Annotated in this window: 19 protein-coding genes; 10 read left to right on the top strand and 9 right to left on the bottom strand. The window is 63.0% G+C overall.

Translation table 11 applies throughout. From position 1 onward, the window contains the following. Positions 1-6: 6 nt before the first annotated feature. Complete coding sequence (locus tag L1K66_RS03095; protein ID WP_252259568.1) at positions 7-1,089, bottom strand: sensor histidine kinase; 1,083 nt, start codon at positions 1,087-1,089, stop codon at positions 7-9. Between the two features lie 157 nt (positions 1,090-1,246). Here L1K66_RS03095 and L1K66_RS03090 point away from each other — a divergent pair, with 157 nt between their 5' ends. After that, positions 1,247-1,807, top strand: a complete 561-nt coding sequence (locus L1K66_RS03090) for a phosphoribosyl-AMP cyclohydrolase (protein ID WP_252259567.1) — start codon at positions 1,247-1,249, stop codon at positions 1,805-1,807. A gap of 121 nt (positions 1,808-1,928) precedes the next feature. Continuing rightward, on the top strand, positions 1,929-2,609 hold the full coding sequence (locus L1K66_RS03085) for a DUF2490 domain-containing protein (protein WP_252259566.1): 681 nt from the start codon (positions 1,929-1,931) through the stop codon (positions 2,607-2,609). 19 nt (positions 2,610-2,628) lie between these two features. Here the strand turns inward: L1K66_RS03085 and ung are convergent, their stop codons facing one another. Next, positions 2,629-3,315, bottom strand: coding sequence for a uracil-DNA glycosylase (ung, locus tag L1K66_RS03080; protein WP_252259565.1), 687 nt, complete (start codon positions 3,313-3,315; stop codon positions 2,629-2,631). A gap of 84 nt (positions 3,316-3,399) precedes the next feature. Here ung and L1K66_RS03075 point away from each other — a divergent pair, with 84 nt between their 5' ends. From L1K66_RS03075 to L1K66_RS03065, 3 genes are read left to right on the top strand one after another with little or no spacing between them, the layout of a single operon-like run. Continuing rightward, positions 3,400-4,035 carry a ribonuclease D gene (locus L1K66_RS03075; protein ID WP_034956279.1) on the top strand — a complete coding sequence of 212 codons (636 nt, stop codon included), beginning with the start codon at positions 3,400-3,402 and terminating at the stop codon, positions 4,033-4,035. A gap of 9 nt (positions 4,036-4,044) precedes the next feature. After that, positions 4,045-4,710 (top strand): LPS export ABC transporter periplasmic protein LptC, encoded by a 666-nt coding sequence (lptC, locus tag L1K66_RS03070; RefSeq protein WP_034956280.1) that lies wholly within the window; start codon positions 4,045-4,047, stop codon positions 4,708-4,710. Continuing rightward, positions 4,710-5,267 carry an LptA/OstA family protein gene (locus L1K66_RS03065; protein ID WP_252259564.1) on the top strand — a complete coding sequence of 186 codons (558 nt, stop codon included), beginning with the start codon at positions 4,710-4,712 and terminating at the stop codon, positions 5,265-5,267. The genes lptC and L1K66_RS03065 overlap by 1 nt, the downstream gene beginning before the upstream one ends. 153 nt (positions 5,268-5,420) lie before the next feature. On the opposite strand, the gene L1K66_RS03060 is transcribed toward L1K66_RS03065, so the two are convergent. The 5 genes from L1K66_RS03060 to L1K66_RS03040 form a co-directional block, all read right to left on the bottom strand. Then, positions 5,421-6,824, bottom strand: coding sequence for an exopolysaccharide biosynthesis polyprenyl glycosylphosphotransferase (locus tag L1K66_RS03060; protein ID WP_252259563.1), 1,404 nt, complete (start codon positions 6,822-6,824; stop codon positions 5,421-5,423). 115 nt (positions 6,825-6,939) lie between these two features. Next, positions 6,940-7,980 (bottom strand): DNA polymerase III subunit delta, encoded by a 1,041-nt coding sequence (gene holA, locus L1K66_RS03055; protein ID WP_252259562.1) that lies wholly within the window; start codon positions 7,978-7,980, stop codon positions 6,940-6,942. Positions 7,981-7,987: 7 nt separating this feature from the next. After that, positions 7,988-8,515 (bottom strand): LPS assembly lipoprotein LptE, encoded by a 528-nt coding sequence (gene lptE, locus L1K66_RS03050; RefSeq protein ID WP_252260576.1) that lies wholly within the window; start codon positions 8,513-8,515, stop codon positions 7,988-7,990. Next, complete coding sequence (gene leuS / locus L1K66_RS03045; RefSeq protein ID WP_252259561.1) at positions 8,515-11,031, bottom strand: leucine--tRNA ligase; 2,517 nt, start codon at positions 11,029-11,031, stop codon at positions 8,515-8,517. Before leuS ends, lptE begins: the two co-directional genes overlap by 1 nt. Positions 11,032-11,076: 45 nt before the next feature. Then, complete coding sequence (locus L1K66_RS03040; protein ID WP_051700314.1) at positions 11,077-11,529, bottom strand: DUF3576 domain-containing protein; 453 nt, start codon at positions 11,527-11,529, stop codon at positions 11,077-11,079. A gap of 364 nt (positions 11,530-11,893) precedes the next feature. Here L1K66_RS03040 and L1K66_RS03035 point away from each other — a divergent pair, with 364 nt between their 5' ends. From L1K66_RS03035 to L1K66_RS03020, 4 genes are all read left to right on the top strand, one after another. Further along, a complete protein-coding gene (locus tag L1K66_RS03035) occupies positions 11,894-12,652 on the top strand; it encodes a hypothetical protein (protein WP_252259560.1) in 759 nt (252 codons plus the stop codon). Positions 12,653-12,768: 116 nt separating this feature from the next. Then, positions 12,769-13,491, top strand: a complete 723-nt coding sequence (gene phbB / locus L1K66_RS03030; protein ID WP_034956287.1) for an acetoacetyl-CoA reductase — start codon at positions 12,769-12,771, stop codon at positions 13,489-13,491. A 27-nt stretch (positions 13,492-13,518) separates the two neighbouring features. Further along, the gene (locus tag L1K66_RS03025; RefSeq protein ID WP_252259559.1) at positions 13,519-13,914 is read left to right on the top strand and encodes a RidA family protein; all 396 of its coding nucleotides are present in this window, start codon (positions 13,519-13,521) and stop codon (positions 13,912-13,914) included. A gap of 91 nt (positions 13,915-14,005) precedes the next feature. Further along, entirely contained in the window at positions 14,006-14,659 is a 654-nt protein-coding gene (locus tag L1K66_RS03020; protein ID WP_252259558.1) for a PilZ domain-containing protein, read from the top strand. A 3-nt stretch (positions 14,660-14,662) separates the two neighbouring features. Here the strand turns inward: L1K66_RS03020 and L1K66_RS03015 are convergent, their stop codons facing one another. After that, positions 14,663-15,439 carry a helix-turn-helix domain-containing protein gene (locus L1K66_RS03015; protein ID WP_252259557.1) on the bottom strand — a complete coding sequence of 259 codons (777 nt, stop codon included), beginning with the start codon at positions 15,437-15,439 and terminating at the stop codon, positions 14,663-14,665. A gap of 350 nt (positions 15,440-15,789) precedes the next feature. Between L1K66_RS03015 and L1K66_RS03010 the strand changes: the two genes are divergently transcribed. Next, the gene (locus L1K66_RS03010; RefSeq protein WP_252259556.1) at positions 15,790-16,023 is read left to right on the top strand and encodes a ribbon-helix-helix domain-containing protein; all 234 of its coding nucleotides are present in this window, start codon (positions 15,790-15,792) and stop codon (positions 16,021-16,023) included. Here the strand turns inward: L1K66_RS03010 and murA are convergent. Continuing rightward, complete coding sequence (gene murA / locus L1K66_RS03005; protein WP_252259555.1) at positions 16,020-17,300, bottom strand: UDP-N-acetylglucosamine 1-carboxyvinyltransferase; 1,281 nt, start codon at positions 17,298-17,300, stop codon at positions 16,020-16,022. The two genes, L1K66_RS03010 and murA, sit on opposite strands and share 4 nt — an antisense overlap. Between the last annotated feature and the right edge of the window lie 24 nt (positions 17,301-17,324).

Genomic DNA, 17,324 nt, shown 5'->3' with positions numbered 1-17,324 from the left:
GCGCGATCAGCCTTGCGCCAGCCATGCTTCGACAACGACGCCTTGCGGTTCGCCCGCCCGCCAGTCGAGCCTTCCGCCAATCGCCGCCATGCGCTCGCGCATCACCTCGATTCCGAGATTGAGCCCCGCGCCCGGCTGCGCCTTGCGGGTCTGGGCGCTGGGTCCGTGACCGTGATCAGCAATCCGCAGCACCCGGCGCGGTGCATCGGGCGAAAGCAGCGCATCGACCTCCACCCGGCATGGTCCGCCCGCATGTTTGCGGATATTGGCAAAGGCCTCCTGCGCGACGCGGAACAGCGCGGTTTCAATCGCTGTCGAATGGCGCGCAGCCCCGGTTTCGATCCGCACCGACACATCATACCCGTCCGCCTCCAACGCCTCGCACAGAGATCGCAGCGCCGGCACAAAGCCCAGATCGTCGAGCAGGGTCGGCCGCAACCCGGCAATCACGCGGCGCAATTCGGCCACCAGCCCGCGCGCTATCTCTGCCGGGCGCAGTTCGCCAGGCTGGCCACCTTCGGCGCTTTCGAGCACCCGCACCAGCGCTGTCGCGGTCTGAGCGACCCCGTCGTGCAATTCATGCGAGACACGCCGCCGCTCCTCTTCCTGCACGCTCACCAGTCGCTCGACCACGAATTCGAGGCTTTTCTCGCGCTGTTGCAGGGTGTCGAGCAGTTGCGCGCGCTCCTGCTCGCGGCGGATGCGATCGATGGTGGTGCCCATCAGGTCGAGTTCCATCCGCACGGTCTCGCGATCCTCGGGATCGTCGATCTCGCGGATTGAGCGCAAGCTGTCGATTGCGATCCGGGCCAGCGGCGCGCCGGTCGATCCCGGCGCATTGATCGGCATTCCGCCTTCCGCATCCACCGGCAGGATCATCGCCGTGCGCCGCCCGAGGAAGAACGCCAGCCGCTCCGCGCATTTCGCAAGGATCGGCTCCAGCGTCTCCGGCGTGGCTTCGGCGAGTTCGCGTCCCGATACCGACAGCAGCCGCATCCGGGCCGCACGCGCCTCTGCCGCGCGGTACAATTCGCGCAGCTCAGCGATGGTTTCCGTATCGGAGGGAAGCACGGGCAGGTCGTTCGCCATATTCTCTTTCTAGGGATAGCGCGAGAAACTGCATAGGCCATTCGGCCTAGGCCGCGAGGCCTGCCAAGCGGCTGATTTGTCCAAGTAATCCACCCCCTAATCTCCAGACCACCAGCCGGCGATATCGTGATCTGCCCGGCCAGCAGGAGAACAACCGATGAAAACCTCGCTCACCGCAGCCATCGCATTTGCCACTGCCAGCGTGCTGGCCGTTCCGGCCCTCGCACAGGGCGGCATGCCCATCACCACCGAAGAAGTCGAAGCCGCACAGGCCGAATGGGGCCAGGGCATCGTCGACATCAGCGCCGTTTACACCCAGGGCGGCGACTACGAAGCCCGCGCCCGCCAGCACCTCGACACGCTCTACAACTATGGCAATTCGATGGTGCTGTTCAAACCGACGCTGGCTGCCGAAGACCAGTTCCGCGGCACCTATGACGAAGCGCTGAGCTATTTCGTGCGTGGCATGCGTGCCGAAGACACCGGCTTCGCAATCAAGGGCTGGACCAATGTCCGCTTCGAGAACGAAGGCATCGTGACCGATGACGACAATGCCATCGCCATGGGCAACTACTTCTTCACCGGCCCCGACGGCAGCGTGACCAAGGTCGAATACACCTTTGGCTATGTCCGCGGCGCAGATGGCAAGCTGAAGATCAACACCCACCACAGCTCGGTTCCGTTCCAGCCGGCCACACAGGTCGCTGCCGCCAACTAAGCTTCCCCCCCTCGCCCCGAGGGTTTCTCCAGGACCAGCAACTCCGGGAGAGCGGGCGGCATCCCACCGGTGCCGCCCGCATTTTTTCGCCCGATCCCACGAAAGACCGTTGCCCCGACCCATGCGCATCAGAATCACCGCTCCGCTTGCCTTTGCCCTCTCGATTTCGGTGGCCACCCCTGCCGCTGCGAATGAAGAGGACTTCAACATCTGGACCGGCCAGTTCATCACCGTCGATATCGACGAGGACAAGGACTGGTTCGTGCGCGCCGAGGCGCAGGAGCGTTTCACCAACGATGTCGATCGGCTGGGCCAGCTTCTGCTGCGCGGGCTTGTGGGATATCGCATCAACAAGGATGTCAGCATTGGCGGCGGCTATGCCTATATCCTCACCGATCCCGTTGGCCCGGTGGAGCTGAACGAGCACCGTTTTTATCAAGAGCTGAACGTCCGGCTGATCCGCACCGATGGCGGGGTGACGCTGGATTCGCGCACCCGTCTGGAACAGCGCACCTTTGAGGAAGGCGACAGCACATCATGGCGCCTGCGTAATTTCGTGCAGCTGCGCGTTCCGATCAGCGAAAACAACAAGCTGGTCGCCTATTCAGAGCCCTTCATCGAGCTCAACGAAACGCAGTTCCAGCGCGGTGGCCTCAGCGTATGGCGCAATTTCGCAGGGATTTCGGTTCCGCTGGCGCAAGGCATCGAAGTGGTACCGAGTTACCTTAACCAGTATGTCGTCCGGAACGGCCCTGACCGGATCGATCACGTAGCCAACGTCAACCTGTTCATGAATTTCTGATCGGCGTCGCTACGGGAGCTTAGAGCGACCATTCGATGGCTTTGCGCCCATGCGCTTCGAGGAAGGCGTTGGTCTGACTGAAAGGGCGCGATCCGAAAAAGCCGTTGTGCGCCGACAGCGGGCTGGGGTGCGCGCTGGCAAGGACAAGGTGGTGATCGCCTGAGCCAAGTCCGCGAACGCGCCCTGCCTTCTTCTTCGCATGGCTGCCCCACAGGATGAAAACGGTCGGCTCACCCCGGTCCACCACCGCCTGCACGCAGGCGTCGGTGATCGCATCCCAGCCGCGCCCCGCATGGCTGCCCGCCTGCCCGGCCTCCACCGTCAACGTGTTGTTGAGCAGCAGCACGCCCTGATCGGCCCAGCGCGACAGATTGCCGGTGGCAGGGCGCGGGATGCCCAGATCGCTCTCCAGCTCCTTGAAGATGTTGACGAGCGAGGGCGGCTGTTTGACCCCGTCCTGCACCGAAAAGCTCAGGCCATGCGCCTGGCCGGGTCCGTGATAGGGGTCTTGCCCGAGGATCACGACCCGCACCGCGGGGAGCGGCGTTCTGGCGAGAGCCGCAAGCCGCTGCCCGCGCGGCGGGTAGATCGCCTTGCCCGCGTCTTCCTCCGCCCTCAGCCAACCGCCCAGCTTGCGCGCTTCGGGTGTCGAAAGCACCGGATCGAGCGCGTCGCGCCAGCTTTCGGGGATGTCTTCGGTTGCCATGATGCGGCAAGGCTACACGCCCGCGCGCCCGCTGGGCGAGACGCCTCTTCCCCTCTATCCCCAATCCGCGTAAGCGTCCCGGCCATGACAGTGCATTTTCATGAAGAAGACCTGCCCGCAGGCGTGCTCGAAGGAACCGGCCCGCTGGCCGTCGATACCGAGACCATGGGCCTCATCACCCCGCGCGACCGGCTTTGCGTCGTCCAGATCAGCGACGGTTCGGGCGACGAACATCTTGTGCGTTTTTCGCCGGGGAGTGATTACGAAGCACCCAATCTCACCGCGCTGCTGGCGGATGAAAGCCGGTTGAAGCTGTATCACTTCGCACGCTTCGATCTCGCCGCGATCCAGTACTATCTCGGTGTGATGGCCGCGCCGGTGTTCTGCACCAAGATCGCGAGCAAGCTGGTGCGCACCTACACCGATCGCCACGGGCTCAAGAACCTGACCGAGGAATTGCTGGGCGAAAGCCTGTCGAAACAGCAGCAGTCGAGCGATTGGGGCGGCCCTGTCCTGAGCGAGGCGCAGCGCGAATACGCGGCCTCCGACGTGCGGTATCTCCACCGGCTGCGTGACGAGTTGATCGTGCGGCTGGAACGCGAAGGGCGGATGGAGCTGGCGCAGGCCTGTTTCGACTTCCTTCCGGCGCGCGCGCAGCTGGATATTGCCGGATGGGACAACCGCGACATATTCAGCCACAATGAAGGATACACATCCTAGGCGATCCCCATGGTGATCAAGCGGCGCATCGAAACCAGCGAGGCCAAGGCCCTGCGCTCCCGGAGGCAGCACTTCGCCGCGCCGGGCGGCAGCCATGATCGGCTGGTCGGGTTTCTTGCGCGCGCCCTGCCGATGGGCGTCGGGGTCGTCGCGGCCTTGATGGTGATCACCCCGCTATCGCCGCGCGGTGAAGTCAGCTTCCTGCTCGACCGGACGAAAGTGGCGGTGATCGACGAGCGGCTGAGCGTCGACAATGCGATGTACCGCGGGCGGGACGACACCGGCCGTCCGTTCTCGATCACTGCGGGCGAAGCCGTGCAGAGATCGAGCAGCGAAGGGCTGGTGCGGATGAAGGACCTGCTCGCGCAACTTCTGCTGAACGACGGCCCGGCGCGATTGTCTGCGCCCGGCGGCGTCTACGACATCAACGAAGAGGTCGTGACGGTTGACGGGTCGATCCTCGTGCGCACGGCCGATGGCTACTCGCTTACGGCAAGTGGCGTGTCCTTCGATCTTGAAACCCGCATGATGCGCGGGGATGATGGCGTGGCGGGGGCCGTTCCTGCGGGGACTTTCGCCGCTGATACCATGCGCGCGGATATCGATGCTCGCACGCTCGAATTGAATGGCAATGCCCGGCTGACAATGGTGCCGGGGCAGTTGAGGATGCCGTGATGATGGCAAGAAAGAATGGCCAGCTGGGCCGGGTGGCGATTGCCTGGGCAGTCGGAGGATTTGTGCTGGCGAGCGCGCTCGCCGGGGTAAGCGGGGCGGGGGCGCAGGCCATCGCCCGCCATGACACCAAGGCGCCGGTTTCCTTCGATGCGGGTAATATCGCGCTCGATGACAGGGCCAACCGCGTCGTGCTGACCGGCGGCGTGACGATCAATCAGGGTGCGCTGACGGTCCGTTCCAACCGGATGCTGGCGCAATACACCGATGACGGCTCGCTCGATGTGACCCGGATTACGGCCAATGGCGGGGTTGTCGTCACTCGCGGGAACGAACGCGCGAGCGGCGATATCGCGGTCTATGACTTCGGCCGCAGGGTGATCACCATGGCCGGGAATGTCGAATTGCGCCGGGGAAGCGACACTCTAAATGGCGGGCGACTGGTGATCGATCTCGACAGCGGATTGTCGAGCGTGGACGGGCGATCAGGCGCGGGCGTTGCCGGTGAGGCAGGCAACAGCGGCAGGGTCACCGGCACCTTCACCGTCCCGCAGGATTGATTGGAAACCTTGTTTCGCGCAGGGCCAATCCAAATCATGGTTTTCGCGCTCCAACGGCCCGAAGGGCCGCAAGGCCGAGTGGCCGCCCCGCAGGTGCGTGAGCTCAGCGAACAATAGCACCGAAGATGAAGGCGCGGATGCGCCTTCGAAACACTAATAAGCGTTGTCGTGCCGCAGCACCCAGATGGTCTGGAACACAATCGCGATATCGCGGCGCAGCGACCAGCCTGAGATATACTCGAGATCGGACTGCAAGCGGTCGGTCAGGTCTTTCTCCTGCTCAGTCGCACCGCGATGGCCGCGCACCTGAGCCAGACCGGTCAGCCCCGGCTTGAGGCAATGACGGCGCCAGTATTGCGCATCCACTTCCCAGAACAGCTTGCTGTTCGCACGGCTGCCCAAGGCATGCGGGCGCGGGCCGACGATCGACATGTCCCCGCGCAGGACGTTGATCAGCTGCGGCAGCTCGTCGATCGAAGTCTTGCGAATGAATGCTCCGATTCTGGTGAACCGGTCATCCTCGCGTCCGGTCGAGCGATCGCCATTGGCATCGTTCTGCTCGACCCGCATCGAACGGAATTTCAGCATGTCGAAGAATTGGTTGCCCCGGCCAAGCCGCCGCTGGACGAACAGCACCGGCCCGCCATCTTCGAGCTTGATCAGCGCCGCGACAATCAGCAGCACCGGCGAAAGCGCGACCAGCGCACCGCCCGCGATGGTGATGTCGAACAGGCGCTTGGAAATGCGCGAACGCAGGCCGAGCGGCCCGGTTGAAACCACCAGGGTCGTGCGCCCCTGTCCTTCGTAACGGTGCACATCCGTCGCCCCGAGTTGGTGTGCGGGTTCGCTCACGATCTCGCCATAGACCCCGGCCGATTTGAGCAGGAACGCCCATGCCTGCCGCCGCTCGCTGGGGCAGCTGACGACGACCTTGTCCTGATTCTGCAGCAACCGTCCGAGCCGATCCAGCATGAAGGGATCGTGGCTGGTCGGATCGAGATCATATTGCTGTGCGGAAATGGAGATCGCCTTATGGAGCGTGAAATCAGGGCCGCCATCGTCAATGATCAGACGGTTCATGGTGCGGCCGCCCCAGAACTTTTCGATTACTACCGGCACAAGGCGGCGCAGGGCCACAAGGGCGACCGCAGCCATGATCAATCCCAACGTCACCGACACGCGCGAGAATTGGGCGTTGGACTTGGTGTAGAATGCTACGAAGTTGAGCAATGCCGCCGAAATGACAAGCGCCACCAGTGCCTGACGCGCACCATAGAGCCAATCGGCGAGCGAGCGTCCGCTGTAGGTCTGGTTGTAGAGCGCGATGGTGAAGAAGAGAGGCAGCATGGTTTGCACTGCAAGCATATTGCGCTCGTGCCACCATTGGCCTTCGTACACCTGCCCGACGAGAGCAAATGCACCATGCAGCAGCAAGGCATCCAGCAACAGCAGCAGGATATAAGCGCGCAGGCGCCGCCGCTCGAGAGAGGGCGCTATCCTGTATTCGACCTGCTCTGAGTTCGCTGCCTCAAGCAGCGTGCCGGAAATCTTGTTCATTCAGCCTCGCGCTCCCCCCGGAACGCTCCTTAAGAGAAACCCCTTATTCTTCGTTAAGCCTATACGCACAAGTACGTAATTTTGCGAATGCGAAATGAAAAGCTGTCCGAAAATGCTACCGCTTGGCGGCGAAACGGGCGATTTCCGCCAGATCCTGCACCAGCAGCAGCTCCGCCGCCTGACTGTTGGCGAGCAGACTTCGGTGCAATGCAACAAGACGGGACACCAGACGATCCAGCTTGCGGGGTTGCCATGCTCCCAGTTGTTGCCTGATTTCGCGCTCTTCCTTCCAGAAGATGCGAAGCTGCGCCTTTTCACCCTTGCCGAGATTGTCGAGCGAACCGCGCGGGCCGATTTTCGCGCTGATCTGGACAAGCTGGGTCGCTCGCCGTTCGAGCGCCAGCACCAGCCCGACAGGATTGAGGCCAAGCTCGCGCACACGCTTCAATTCAACCGGCAGCTTGCCCAGCTCGCCCCCCAACACGGCATTAACCACCGGGCCGAAACCGTCCTCTTCGGTGGCCGCGCCGATTTCCGCGTAATCTTCGGGCGAGACATTACGCGGCGCCTGCGGCGAGGCATCCATGTAAAGCGCCAGCTTGTCGACTTCCGACTGCGCCAGCCGGACATCAAGGCCCGCTGCCCGCGCGATCCTCTCGGCAAGATCGCCGCCCAGTCGCAGGCCGGCACCATCCGCCATGGTCCGCACCGAAGCCGCCACACTCGACAGATCGGGCTGGTAGAACATCACCACCAGCGCGTCCTGGCGTTTCTCGAGGAGTTTGGCGGTGCGCGCCTTGTCCGTGGCGGAAGTGGCGACGATGATGACCGGGGCCGCCTTCCCCGCGCCAGCTTCACCGGTATCGATCAGGGCCTGAACCGCGTCATGCGCCTCGTCACCGCTGGCCCGCACCAGAATGTGCCGCGCATCGCCGAACAACGACCCCGAACGCGCTTCGTCCCCGAGCAAGGCCGGATCGCGCTTGAGATCCGCGCCCGACAGTTCGACCCGCTCACCGGGATCGGGCAGCGCCTCGATCACCTTGGTCGCGGCGGCAGAGGCCCCGGCTTCATCCGGCCCGCAAAAGAAGAAGATCGTGGCCTGCGAAGCCGAGCGCGGCACCCCGCGGAGGAATTCGGAATGCTTGCCCTTCATCGGGCCATCACTGCGCGCCGCCCGCGCGCTCGCGCTCTCTCAGGACGAGCGCAATGCGGGTCGCCATCCGGTCGGCAACATCCTGCGCAAGGTTTTCCAGCGCGCGCTGTTCTGCGGCAATGGTCGCATATTCCGAGGAAACCACGTCGATCCCCGCATCCGATCCCGCAGTCGCATCAAGCAGGATCTCTCCCGTCGCCAGATCGATGAGCTGATAGCGCGAACGCAGGATGCGGCGTTCACGGCTGATCGTGTCGTCGTTGAGTACGCCCAAGGCTTCCAGCGCATCGTCCAGCCGGACGTCGAGCCGATAACGCGGCGTGGCATCGCCTTGTCCGGCATTGGCCACACCGAGCCTGTCGCGCAGCGCGTTGCGCACCAGCCAGCCATCCCGGCCCGGAATTGGCGGAACGTCCACAGCGGCAAGCCCCTGCGCGACGCCCGAACTCGCCCCGCCCGCATACATCGGCTGCAATCCGCAGGCGGAAATTGCGGGCAGCGCGCACAGCGCGAGAAGGATGGCCCCGCGCCGCATCACGTTACGATGTTCACCAGCCTGTCGGGCACCACGATCACCTTGCGAATGTCTGCTCCGTTGATCGAACGCTGGACGTTCTCGCTGGCGAGCGCAAGCGCCTCGAGATCTTCTTTCGACGATCCCTTGGGCGCCTTCAGCGTGTCGCGCAGTTTGCCCATGTGCTGCACCGCGATGGTGACCTCGTCTTCCACCAGCATCGCCGGATCATGATCGGGCCAGGCGGCATCGGCGATGAGGGCATCTGCGCCAAGCCGCGAATACGCTTCCTCCGCCAGATGCGGCATCATCGGCGCGATCAGGTGCAGGATCGTGCGGATCGCGAAATTGCGGCTCTGCGAAGGTGCGGCCTTTTCGGCGGCCCCGGTCAATTCGTAAATCCGCGCCACCGCCTTGTTGAAGGACAGCGCCTCGATATCGCTGGCGACAGCGACAATCGCCTGATGTGCCTTGCGCGCGAGGTCCTTGTCCTCACCCGTCGCCGCATCGTCGATCTGGCCGAACAGCCGCCACAGCCGCTGGACGAAACGCCAGCAGCCCTCGATCCCCGCTTCGGACCACGGCAGGTCGCGTTCGGGCGGGCTGTCGGACAGCATGAACCAGCGCACCGCATCCGCACCGTAATTGGCGATGATGTTGTCGGGATCGACCGTGTTCTTCTTCGACTTCGACATCTTGATGACGCGGCCGATTTCGACCGGCGCACCATCAGACTTGAGCGTCGCGCCACTGGAAGTGCGCTCGATTTCCTCGGGCGAATACCAAACGGGTTTGTCGTCCACCGTGCGGCCATAGGTTTCATGCGTCACCATGCCTTGCGTGAACAGCGAGGCGAAAGGCTCTTTCACCTCCAGCTTGCCGATATGCGCAAGCGCACGGGTCCAGAACCGGGCGTAGAGCAGGTGCAGGATCGCGTGCTCGATCCCGCCGATGTAATGCTCCACCGGCATCCACTTGGCGATTTCCTCCGGGTCGAACGGCTTGTCTGCCGGCTGCGATGCGAAACGCAGGAAATACCATGAGCTGTTGGTGAAAGTGTCGAGCGTGTCGGTTTCGCGCCGCGCCTTTGCACCGCACTTCGGGCAATCGACATGCTTCCACGTCGGGTGCCGTTCCAGCGGATTGCCCGGCGTGTCGAAATCGACATCATCGGGCAGGGTGACGGGCAATTGATCCTTGGGCACCGGGACGATGCCGCAGGCATCGCAATGGATGAAGGGGATCGGCGTGCCCCAGTAACGCTGACGCGAAATGCCCCAGTCGCGCAGGCGCCAAACCGTCGTGCCCTTGCCCCAGCCGCCCTGTTCGGCGCGGGCGATGACTGCGGCCTTGGCGTCTTCGACGATCATCCCGTCAAGGAAATCCGAATTGACGATCACGCCGTCGCCGGGTTCGGCTTCTCCGCCCATCGGCGCGTCGGCCTGGCTCGCATCCTTCGCCACTACGCGGGCGATCGGCAGTTCGTACTTGGTCGCGAATTCGAAGTCGCGCTGGTCATGCCCCGGCACGCCCATCACCGCGCCGGTGCCGTAATCCATCAGCACAAAATTGGCGATGAAGACGGGCATGGCCGCCCCGGTGAAGGGATGCCGTGCAGTGATATCGGTGCGATAGCCAAGCTTTTCCGCGGTTTCGAGTGCGGCGGCGGTGGTGCCGCCCTTCTTGCATTCCTCGATGAACGCGGCGACGGCCGGATCGTCGGCCAGCCCTTGCGCGATCGGGTGATCGGCGGCGATGGCGCAGAAACTCGCGCCAAAGATCGTATCGGGCCGGGTGGTGTAGACCGGCAGCGTCTCTCCGTTCGAAAGATCGAAACTGAATTCCAGACCCGACGACTTGCCGATCCAGTTTTCCTGCATCAGCTTGACCTTTTCGGGCCAGTGCTCGAGCTCTCCCAGCCCGTCGAGCAGGTCTTCGGCGAAATCGGTGATCTTGAGGAACCACTGGTCAAGCTTGCGCTTCTCGACCTCGGCACCTGATCGCCAGCCCTTGCCGTCAATCACCTGCTCATTGGCCAGCACCGTCATGTCGACCGGGTCCCAGTTGACCTCGGACGATTTGCGATAGACCAGCCCGGCGGCATACATGTCGAGGAACAGCGCCTGTTCGTGGCCGTAATATTCGGGATCGCAGGTCGCGAATTCACGCGTCCAGTCGAGCGCGAAGCCGATGCGCTTCAATTGCGCCTTCATCGCCTCGATATTGGAGCGGGTCCAGGCGCCTGGATGCACCTTCTTTTCCATCGCCGCGTTTTCGGCGGGCATGCCGAAGGCGTCCCAGCCCATCGGGTGCAGCACTTCGTGCCCGCGCATCTTCTTGTAGCGCGCCAGCACGTCACCCATGGTGTAATTGCGCACATGACCCATGTGGATGCGCCCCGAAGGATAGGGGAACATCTCCAGCACGTAGCTCTTGGGCTTTTCGCTGTTCGAATCGGCGGTGAAGGTGCCGGCCTCTTCCCACGCGCGCTGCCAGCGCCCGTCGGATTGGGACGGATCGAATCGGGTGTCAGTCATGACAAGCTCGCTAATGCGCCGAAGCGCCAACGCAAAGGGAAAGGCTTATCCGGCGATAGCCTTGCGACGCAGATCGCGTGCGCGGGTGAGGATGATGTCCTCAAGCTTCTGCACGGTTGCGGCCTGCACCGGCGCATCCACCCAGCCGCCGCCCTGAGCAACCTGACGGCTGGCCGAAACCCGCAGCGCGTCGGCGCGCAGATCCTGATCGAGGATCGTCACCGTCACCTTGACCCGTTCGTTGGGGTTGCTGGGGTTGGCGTACCAGTCGGTGATGATGACCCCGCCCGCACTGTCAGCGGAAAGCAGCGGCGCGAAGCTCAGCGTTTCGAGCGCGCCGCGCCACAGATAGGCGTTGACGCCGATGGTGTTGATCTGCGCGGCCTGCAGTTCGGTGGTCGGGCGTTCGTTGCCGCCACAGGCAGCCAGCAGCCCAAGCGCAGCAGCAAGGCCTGCGATGCGTGTCGTGTTCGAAAGTGCGGTCTTGGCGCTTGTCACTGCGGTAATGTCCCTCGCTTGTGTCCTTGGAAGGCTCTATAACGGGCCGGGGCACAGCGGCAAGCGTATTGAGCCCCCGCACCAGCCCGATGGCTTCGCCTTCCGGCCACCTTCCTACCATTTGCGTGCCTGTATGGCGGCTGAACTCCCTCAGATCAAAGGGTGAGGTTGTGTGGTCTGCGCAACAGTCCTTCCGGGAAGCGGCCCGTTGCCTGTGGAAAATATTGCAACTTTGGCAGTCACAAACCTATCACAGGCGTAGCGTAATGCGGGACAGGCGAGTCTCTGGCAGTTATGCTCAGCGACGGTTCAGGATTCTTATGCTTGGATCCGTCGCAAGTTTGGGACGAAGGTACAGTTTGAAATGGCTAGCGGGATGGACAAGACGGCGATGAAGCAGCGCAAGCTGCCGCTGCTTGGCATTGCTGCCGCGCTGTTGCTCGGCGTGCCGTCTGCCGGACTTGCCGTTGTCGGCATCACCGCGGGTGAAGGCCCGCGTGCGGCGGCGGCCTACGATCTTTTCACCCCGGCCTCGATCGATCCGGAATTGGCCGCGCGCGTTGCGGAAAAAGCGCGTGAGCGCGGCATCCGGTTCACGCCTGCTGGCGCCAATGCGATCCGCAACGAACGGCTTGTTACCGTCGCCGTGCGCATCGACGACGAGGCCGCACAAGCCATCTCGGTCCGCAAGGCGCTTGAGCCTGCTCCGGGCAAGGCCGCCGGTATTGCCGGGCTGCAGGCCACCCGCTTCAACCTCGGCACGGCGCGCGGCTATCAAAGCTTCGCGCGGACTCAGGCGGCATCGACCTTGCCCGATAACCTGCGCAACCTTTCGATGCCCGATCTCGCCGAGTTCGAGCCTTCACGCCCGACACGCGAAGACAAGCCCAGCCGGCTTCAGCCGCTGGTCGAGCTTGAGGATGAAACCATCGCCGGCCGTTCGCCCAACACTCTCGATGCAAGGTCGCAGACCGTGGGCGTAGGCGGCAGCTTCCGGCTCTCGCCCAATCTCGATGTGACCGCGGGCGTGCGCTACTCGCAAGAGCGGGATCGCCTCGCGCCGCTCACCAACTCAGTGCAGGACAGCCAGGCCGTCTACGTCGGCACGCAAATCCGCTTCTGACACGGCGCAGGTCGTCGCATACGACTTTGGTGATAAAGACCTCGCTTCGGCGGGGTTTTTTGTTGCTTGCCCTAACGGCAACGCTACTCTCGGCGCATAGCAACTGGGAGGGATTCATGGGCCGGGTAGCAATCGTCACAGGTGGAACGCGCGGTATCGGGGAAGCGATCTGCAAGCGTCTGCAACGCCAAGGACACACAGTCATCGCCAACTATGCCGGCAACGAGGACAAGGCCCGCGCCTTTTCCGATGAAACCGGCATCCCCTCACGCAAGTGGGACGTCGGCGATCATCAGGCCTGCCTTGACGGTTGCGCCGCTGTCGAAGCCGAATTCGGCCCGGTCGAAATCGTCGTCAACAACGCCGGCATCACCCGCGACGGCACTTTGCACAAGATGAGCTTTGACGACTGGAACGACGTGATGCGCGTCAATCTGGGTGGCTGTTTCAACATGGCCAAGGCGACCTTTCCCGGCATGCGCGAGCGCGGCTGGGGCAGGATCGTCAACATCGGCTCGATCAACGGGCAGGCGGGGCAATACGGGCAGGTCAACTACGCCGCTGCCAAGTCCGGCATCCACGGCTTCACCAAGGCGCTGGCGCAGGAAGGCGCCAAATTCGGCGTGACCGTCAACGCAATCGCGCCCGGTTACATCGACACCGACATGGTCGCCGCCGTGCCGGAGCCGGTGCTGGAAAAGATCGTCGCCAAGATCCCTGTAGGCCGCCTCGGCATGGCGGAGGAGATCGCCCGCGGCGTCGCTTTCCTCACATCGGAGAACGGCGGTTTCATGACCGGATCGACCATGAGCATCAACGGCGGCCAACACATGTACTGATACCTGCTGCATCTGGGGGGAACAGCAATGGACAAGAAAACACACAATCCGACGCCGTGGCTGCAGCATTTCGGGCTGCACCACGGGGTCGAAGTCAGCGGCGCGACGCGCACGCTCTATCTTTCGGGGCAAACCGCATCCGATGCCGATGGCGCACCGCTCCATCCGGGCGATCTCGTCGCGCAATATGCCTCCGCATGGCAGTGCCTTATGGACGCGCTCGCTTCGGCGGGAATGGATGCGAGCAATTTCGTGCGGCTCAATTTCTACACCACCGATGTCGCCGGATTCATGGAACAGGCCGAAGCCATCACCGCGCATCACATCGGGGCCGGGGCGACCATTGCCAGCACGCTGCTGGGGGTTCAGGCGCTTTACCATCCCGATATCATGATCGAAATCGAGGCAACTGCCGTCGCCTGAGGCCGCGCTTTCACAGGCGATAGTGTTGACAGCTCATTAACCTCAATGGGTTACACAGCATCAATCATGTTTGAGAGGTGCGAAGGTCGTCATGTCGCCAGGAGTTCAAGCAAGTACGAAAGACGCAAAGGCTGATGCCAACCCGTCGCGGCGCAAGGCAACGCTGCTGCGCACGGCGAAGGTGATCTGCGAGGCGGGCGAATATCTTTGCCTGATCCGCGAGCTTTCGGAAATCGGCCTCAGCCTCAAATTCCTGCACGAAGCTCCGCGCGAAACGCGGATCCTGTTGCAGCTGACCAACGGCCTCACTTACCCGATCGAACGGGTCTGGGCCGGGCGCGAACAGGCCGGGTACCGCTTCGGCAATGGCATCGATCTGACGGAGTTCCTGAACGAGGATGCCCCGCATGGTTGCCGCCCCGTCAGGCTGACACTTTCGGCTCCCGCCGTGATCACCGACGGTCAGCGTCGCGCCAAGGTGGCATTGAGGGATCTTTCGCGCGAGGGTGCCCGCTTTGAAAGCGATGCGATCCACCCCTGCGGCACGATCCTCAGCTTCGAAGCTCTCGGGCTGCCGCAAAGGCTGGGCGAGGTGCGGTGGCAGGACGGGCGACTGTTCGGGATGCAGTTCAACCATCCGCTGACGTTGCAGCAACTCGCGGATGCATCGCTTTCCCTCCAGCCGATGCTCAATCGCGGGCCCGATCTCGCCACCGCGGCGCTCAAGCGCTCGCGCGCGGCGTGAAGGCTACTGGATGAAATAGCCGCCGACTTTCAACTGCCCGCCATCGCGTTCCATCGCGACGCGCTCGATCACGCCAACGCGGTTTTCGAAATCGGTGCGGAACAGCGCGATTTCATAGGTTTTGCCCGCTTCATTCACGGTAGTGAACTGGATTGCCCGTCGTTCCAACACTTCGCCGAGTGGCGCCCTTGCTGCAGCGGTTGCGGATTTGAACATGGCAAGGTCCACGGCAGAGCGGAAAGCTGACGTGGTTGCCGCAAAGCTGGTTTCCAGATCGCTCTTGTCGACCAGAGCCAGCCATTCCCGTGCAGCTTGTTCGCGGATTGCATCTTCCTGCGCAGCGGCGGATGAATCCGCCACTTCAGACCGGGCTTCCCAGCCACCAGTTTGCACTTCCCATCCGCCCGATTGAACAAACGCGATTACGGCTGCGAGTGTCATCATCATGATAATTCCTCCAATCCAGAGAGCCGGGCTTCGGCCCCGTTTCCTGATGGAAGGATCATCGGGCGATGGCAGCATCGCCGCATCCCCCAAATGTTCGTATGCAAGTTTTTGGGGGGTTCTCTCGGCGGCCTGTGCTTCGCTCTCGTAAAGCACACGCGCGGCTTCGCGGCTGCTGGTGACATCCAGCTTGCGCCGCGCGGATCGCAACCTCTCGTTGATCGTATGCACCGAGAGATCCAGCTCGATCGCCGCCGATTTGGCGTCATGCCCGCGCACGATCAGGCGCAGGGTTTCCTTCTCCTTTTCGGTCAGTTGATCGATCGCGGCAGTCATGCCCGACTGTGTGGAGACAAGCCCGGCGAAGGGCCACCCCAAAAATCTTGTGTGCGCCATGACATACGCGCAACGATTGGGGTGCAATCGCGATTTTCCTACATGGCTTGCGCCCGCTATGCCGGATGCGGCTCTTTCAAACTGTCGGTTTTCTGGTCCAGTTGGCGGGGAGAGAAATTTTTTAAATTTGGATAAGTGTCAATTTCACTTTTCGCCCATTTTCCTTCGTTTAATCAGATGATTGGCCGCCGAAATGGCGCGTGACACCGTGTCAGCTTTGTCAATTTCCTTCGCACCTGCGCAAAAGCGCGATGCGGACAGGGTGCGGCTTCCATGCTATCGCATCGCGCATGACGCCGCCCTATCATCCCCCGGTCAAACGCTCGATCCAGATCGCCGGGCACAAGACCTCGATCAGCCTGGAGCCCGTATTCTGGGACATGCTCAAGGAAGCGGCACAAAACGAAGGCGTTGCGATCAGCGCGCTCGTCGGGCGGATCGATGCGGAGCGGATAAAGTCACCCACCCCGCCCGGCCTCGCCAGCGCGATCCGGGTGTGGTTGGTGACGCAGACTATAGGTTAGTCGTCGACGCGTTCGATATCGGCGCCCACCAGTTGCAGCTTCTCCTCCAGCCGCTCGTATCCGCGGTCGAGGTGATAGATGCGGCGCACGGTCGTCTCGCCTTCCGCGGCGAGCGCGGCGATGATCAGGCTCATCGAAGCGCGCAGATCGGTCGCCATGACTTCGGCTCCGGTCAGCTTGACCGGCCCTTTGACAATCGCGGTGCGACCTTCGGTGGCGATGTCAGCCCCCATGCGCGCCAGTTCAGGCACGTGCATGAAACGGTTTTCGAAGATCGTTTCCTTGAGGACGCTGGTGCCTTCGGCCTTGCACAGCAGGCTCATCAATTGTGCCTGCATGTCGGTGGCAAGGCCGGGGAAAGGCGCAGTGGTGAGATTTGCCGGCTTGAGCTTGCCGTTGGCGCGGACGGTGATGCCCTTCTTGTCCTCGTCGATCTCGACTCCGATGGCGCGCAGGGCGTGAATGGTCGAAGCCATGTCATGCGCGTTGGCACCTTCCAGCCGCACGTCGCCTCCGGTGATGGCGGCGGCGCAAGCATAGGAACCGGCTTCGATCCGGTCGGGCATGACCCGGTAGGTCGCGCCATGCAGCCGCTTGACCCCGTGGATGGTGAGGTCGGAGGTGCCGATACCTTCGATCTCCGCGCCCATCGCCACCAACAGGTTGCACAGGTCAACGATCTCCGGCTCGCGTGCGGCGTTGAAGAGCTTGCAGGTTCCGTTGGCGAGCACGGCTGCCATCACCGCGTTCTCGGTCGCGCCGACGGATACGACCGGAAAGTCGAACTCGCCGCCGGGCAATCCGCCTTCAGGCGCGGTCGCCTTCACGTAGCCTTGCGCCAGCTCGATCTTCGCCCCGAAGGCTTCAAGTGCCTTCAGGTGCAGGTCGATGGGCCGGTTGCCGATGGCGCAGCCACCGGGCATCGACACCGTGGCCTCACCCATACGGGCCAGCATCGGACCAAGCACGAGGATCGACGCGCGCATCTTGCGGACCAGATCGTATGGCGCGACGGTGGAGGTGATGCGCGTCGCCTCCATGCTCATCACGCGCCCGAAATCTTCGGGCCGCGTCCCCTGGATGACGGTGGTGACACCGAACTGGTTCATCAGGTGCTGGAAACCGTCGATGTCCGCCAGCCGCGGCAGGTTGCGCAGCGTCACCGGCTCTTCGGTAAGCAGAGCGCAGGGGATCAGGGTGAGGGCGGCGTTCTTGGCCCCCGAGATCGGAATGGTGCCGGAAAGGCGGTTGCCGCCACGAATGATGAGTTTGTCCATGGCCTCTGCCTTTATCGTGTTTGC

Source organism: Erythrobacter aurantius (genome assembly GCF_023823125.1).
Lineage (GTDB): Bacteria > Pseudomonadota > Alphaproteobacteria > Sphingomonadales > Sphingomonadaceae > Erythrobacter > Erythrobacter aurantius.
This window is presented reverse-complemented; position numbering and strand designations above follow the sequence as displayed.

Bases quoted from the DNA above. Each gene is read 5' to 3' on its own strand.
- phbB (WP_034956287.1), top strand. From the start codon at position 12,769: ATGGGCCGGGTAGCAATCGTCACAGGTGGAACGCGCGGTATCGGGGAA.
- L1K66_RS03035 (WP_252259560.1), top strand. From the start codon at position 11,894: ATGGCTAGCGGGATGGACAAGACGGCGATGAAGCAGCGCAAGCTGCCG.
- L1K66_RS03010 (WP_252259556.1), top strand. From the start codon at position 15,790: ATGACGCCGCCCTATCATCCCCCGGTCAAACGCTCGATCCAGATCGCC.
- L1K66_RS03015 (WP_252259557.1), bottom strand. From the start codon at position 15,439: ATGACTGCCGCGATCGATCAACTGACCGAAAAGGAGAAGGAAACCCTG.
- L1K66_RS03060 (WP_252259563.1), bottom strand. From the start codon at position 6,824: ATGAACAAGATTTCCGGCACGCTGCTTGAGGCAGCGAACTCAGAGCAG.
- leuS (WP_252259561.1), bottom strand. From the start codon at position 11,031: ATGACTGACACCCGATTCGATCCGTCCCAATCCGACGGGCGCTGGCAG.
- L1K66_RS03020 (WP_252259558.1), top strand. From the start codon at position 14,006: ATGTCGCCAGGAGTTCAAGCAAGTACGAAAGACGCAAAGGCTGATGCC.
- murA (WP_252259555.1), bottom strand. From the start codon at position 17,300: ATGGACAAACTCATCATTCGTGGCGGCAACCGCCTTTCCGGCACCATT.
- L1K66_RS03090 (WP_252259567.1), top strand. From the start codon at position 1,247: ATGAAAACCTCGCTCACCGCAGCCATCGCATTTGCCACTGCCAGCGTG.
- L1K66_RS03025 (WP_252259559.1), top strand. From the start codon at position 13,519: ATGGACAAGAAAACACACAATCCGACGCCGTGGCTGCAGCATTTCGGG.
- lptC (WP_034956280.1), top strand. From the start codon at position 4,045: ATGGTGATCAAGCGGCGCATCGAAACCAGCGAGGCCAAGGCCCTGCGC.
- L1K66_RS03095 (WP_252259568.1), bottom strand. From the start codon at position 1,089: ATGGCGAACGACCTGCCCGTGCTTCCCTCCGATACGGAAACCATCGCT.
- L1K66_RS03065 (WP_252259564.1), top strand. From the start codon at position 4,710: ATGATGGCAAGAAAGAATGGCCAGCTGGGCCGGGTGGCGATTGCCTGG.
- L1K66_RS03075 (WP_034956279.1), top strand. From the start codon at position 3,400: ATGACAGTGCATTTTCATGAAGAAGACCTGCCCGCAGGCGTGCTCGAA.
- lptE (WP_252260576.1), bottom strand. From the start codon at position 8,515: ATGCGGCGCGGGGCCATCCTTCTCGCGCTGTGCGCGCTGCCCGCAATT.
- ung (WP_252259565.1), bottom strand. From the start codon at position 3,315: ATGGCAACCGAAGACATCCCCGAAAGCTGGCGCGACGCGCTCGATCCG.
- L1K66_RS03085 (WP_252259566.1), top strand. From the start codon at position 1,929: ATGCGCATCAGAATCACCGCTCCGCTTGCCTTTGCCCTCTCGATTTCG.
- holA (WP_252259562.1), bottom strand. From the start codon at position 7,980: ATGAAGGGCAAGCATTCCGAATTCCTCCGCGGGGTGCCGCGCTCGGCT.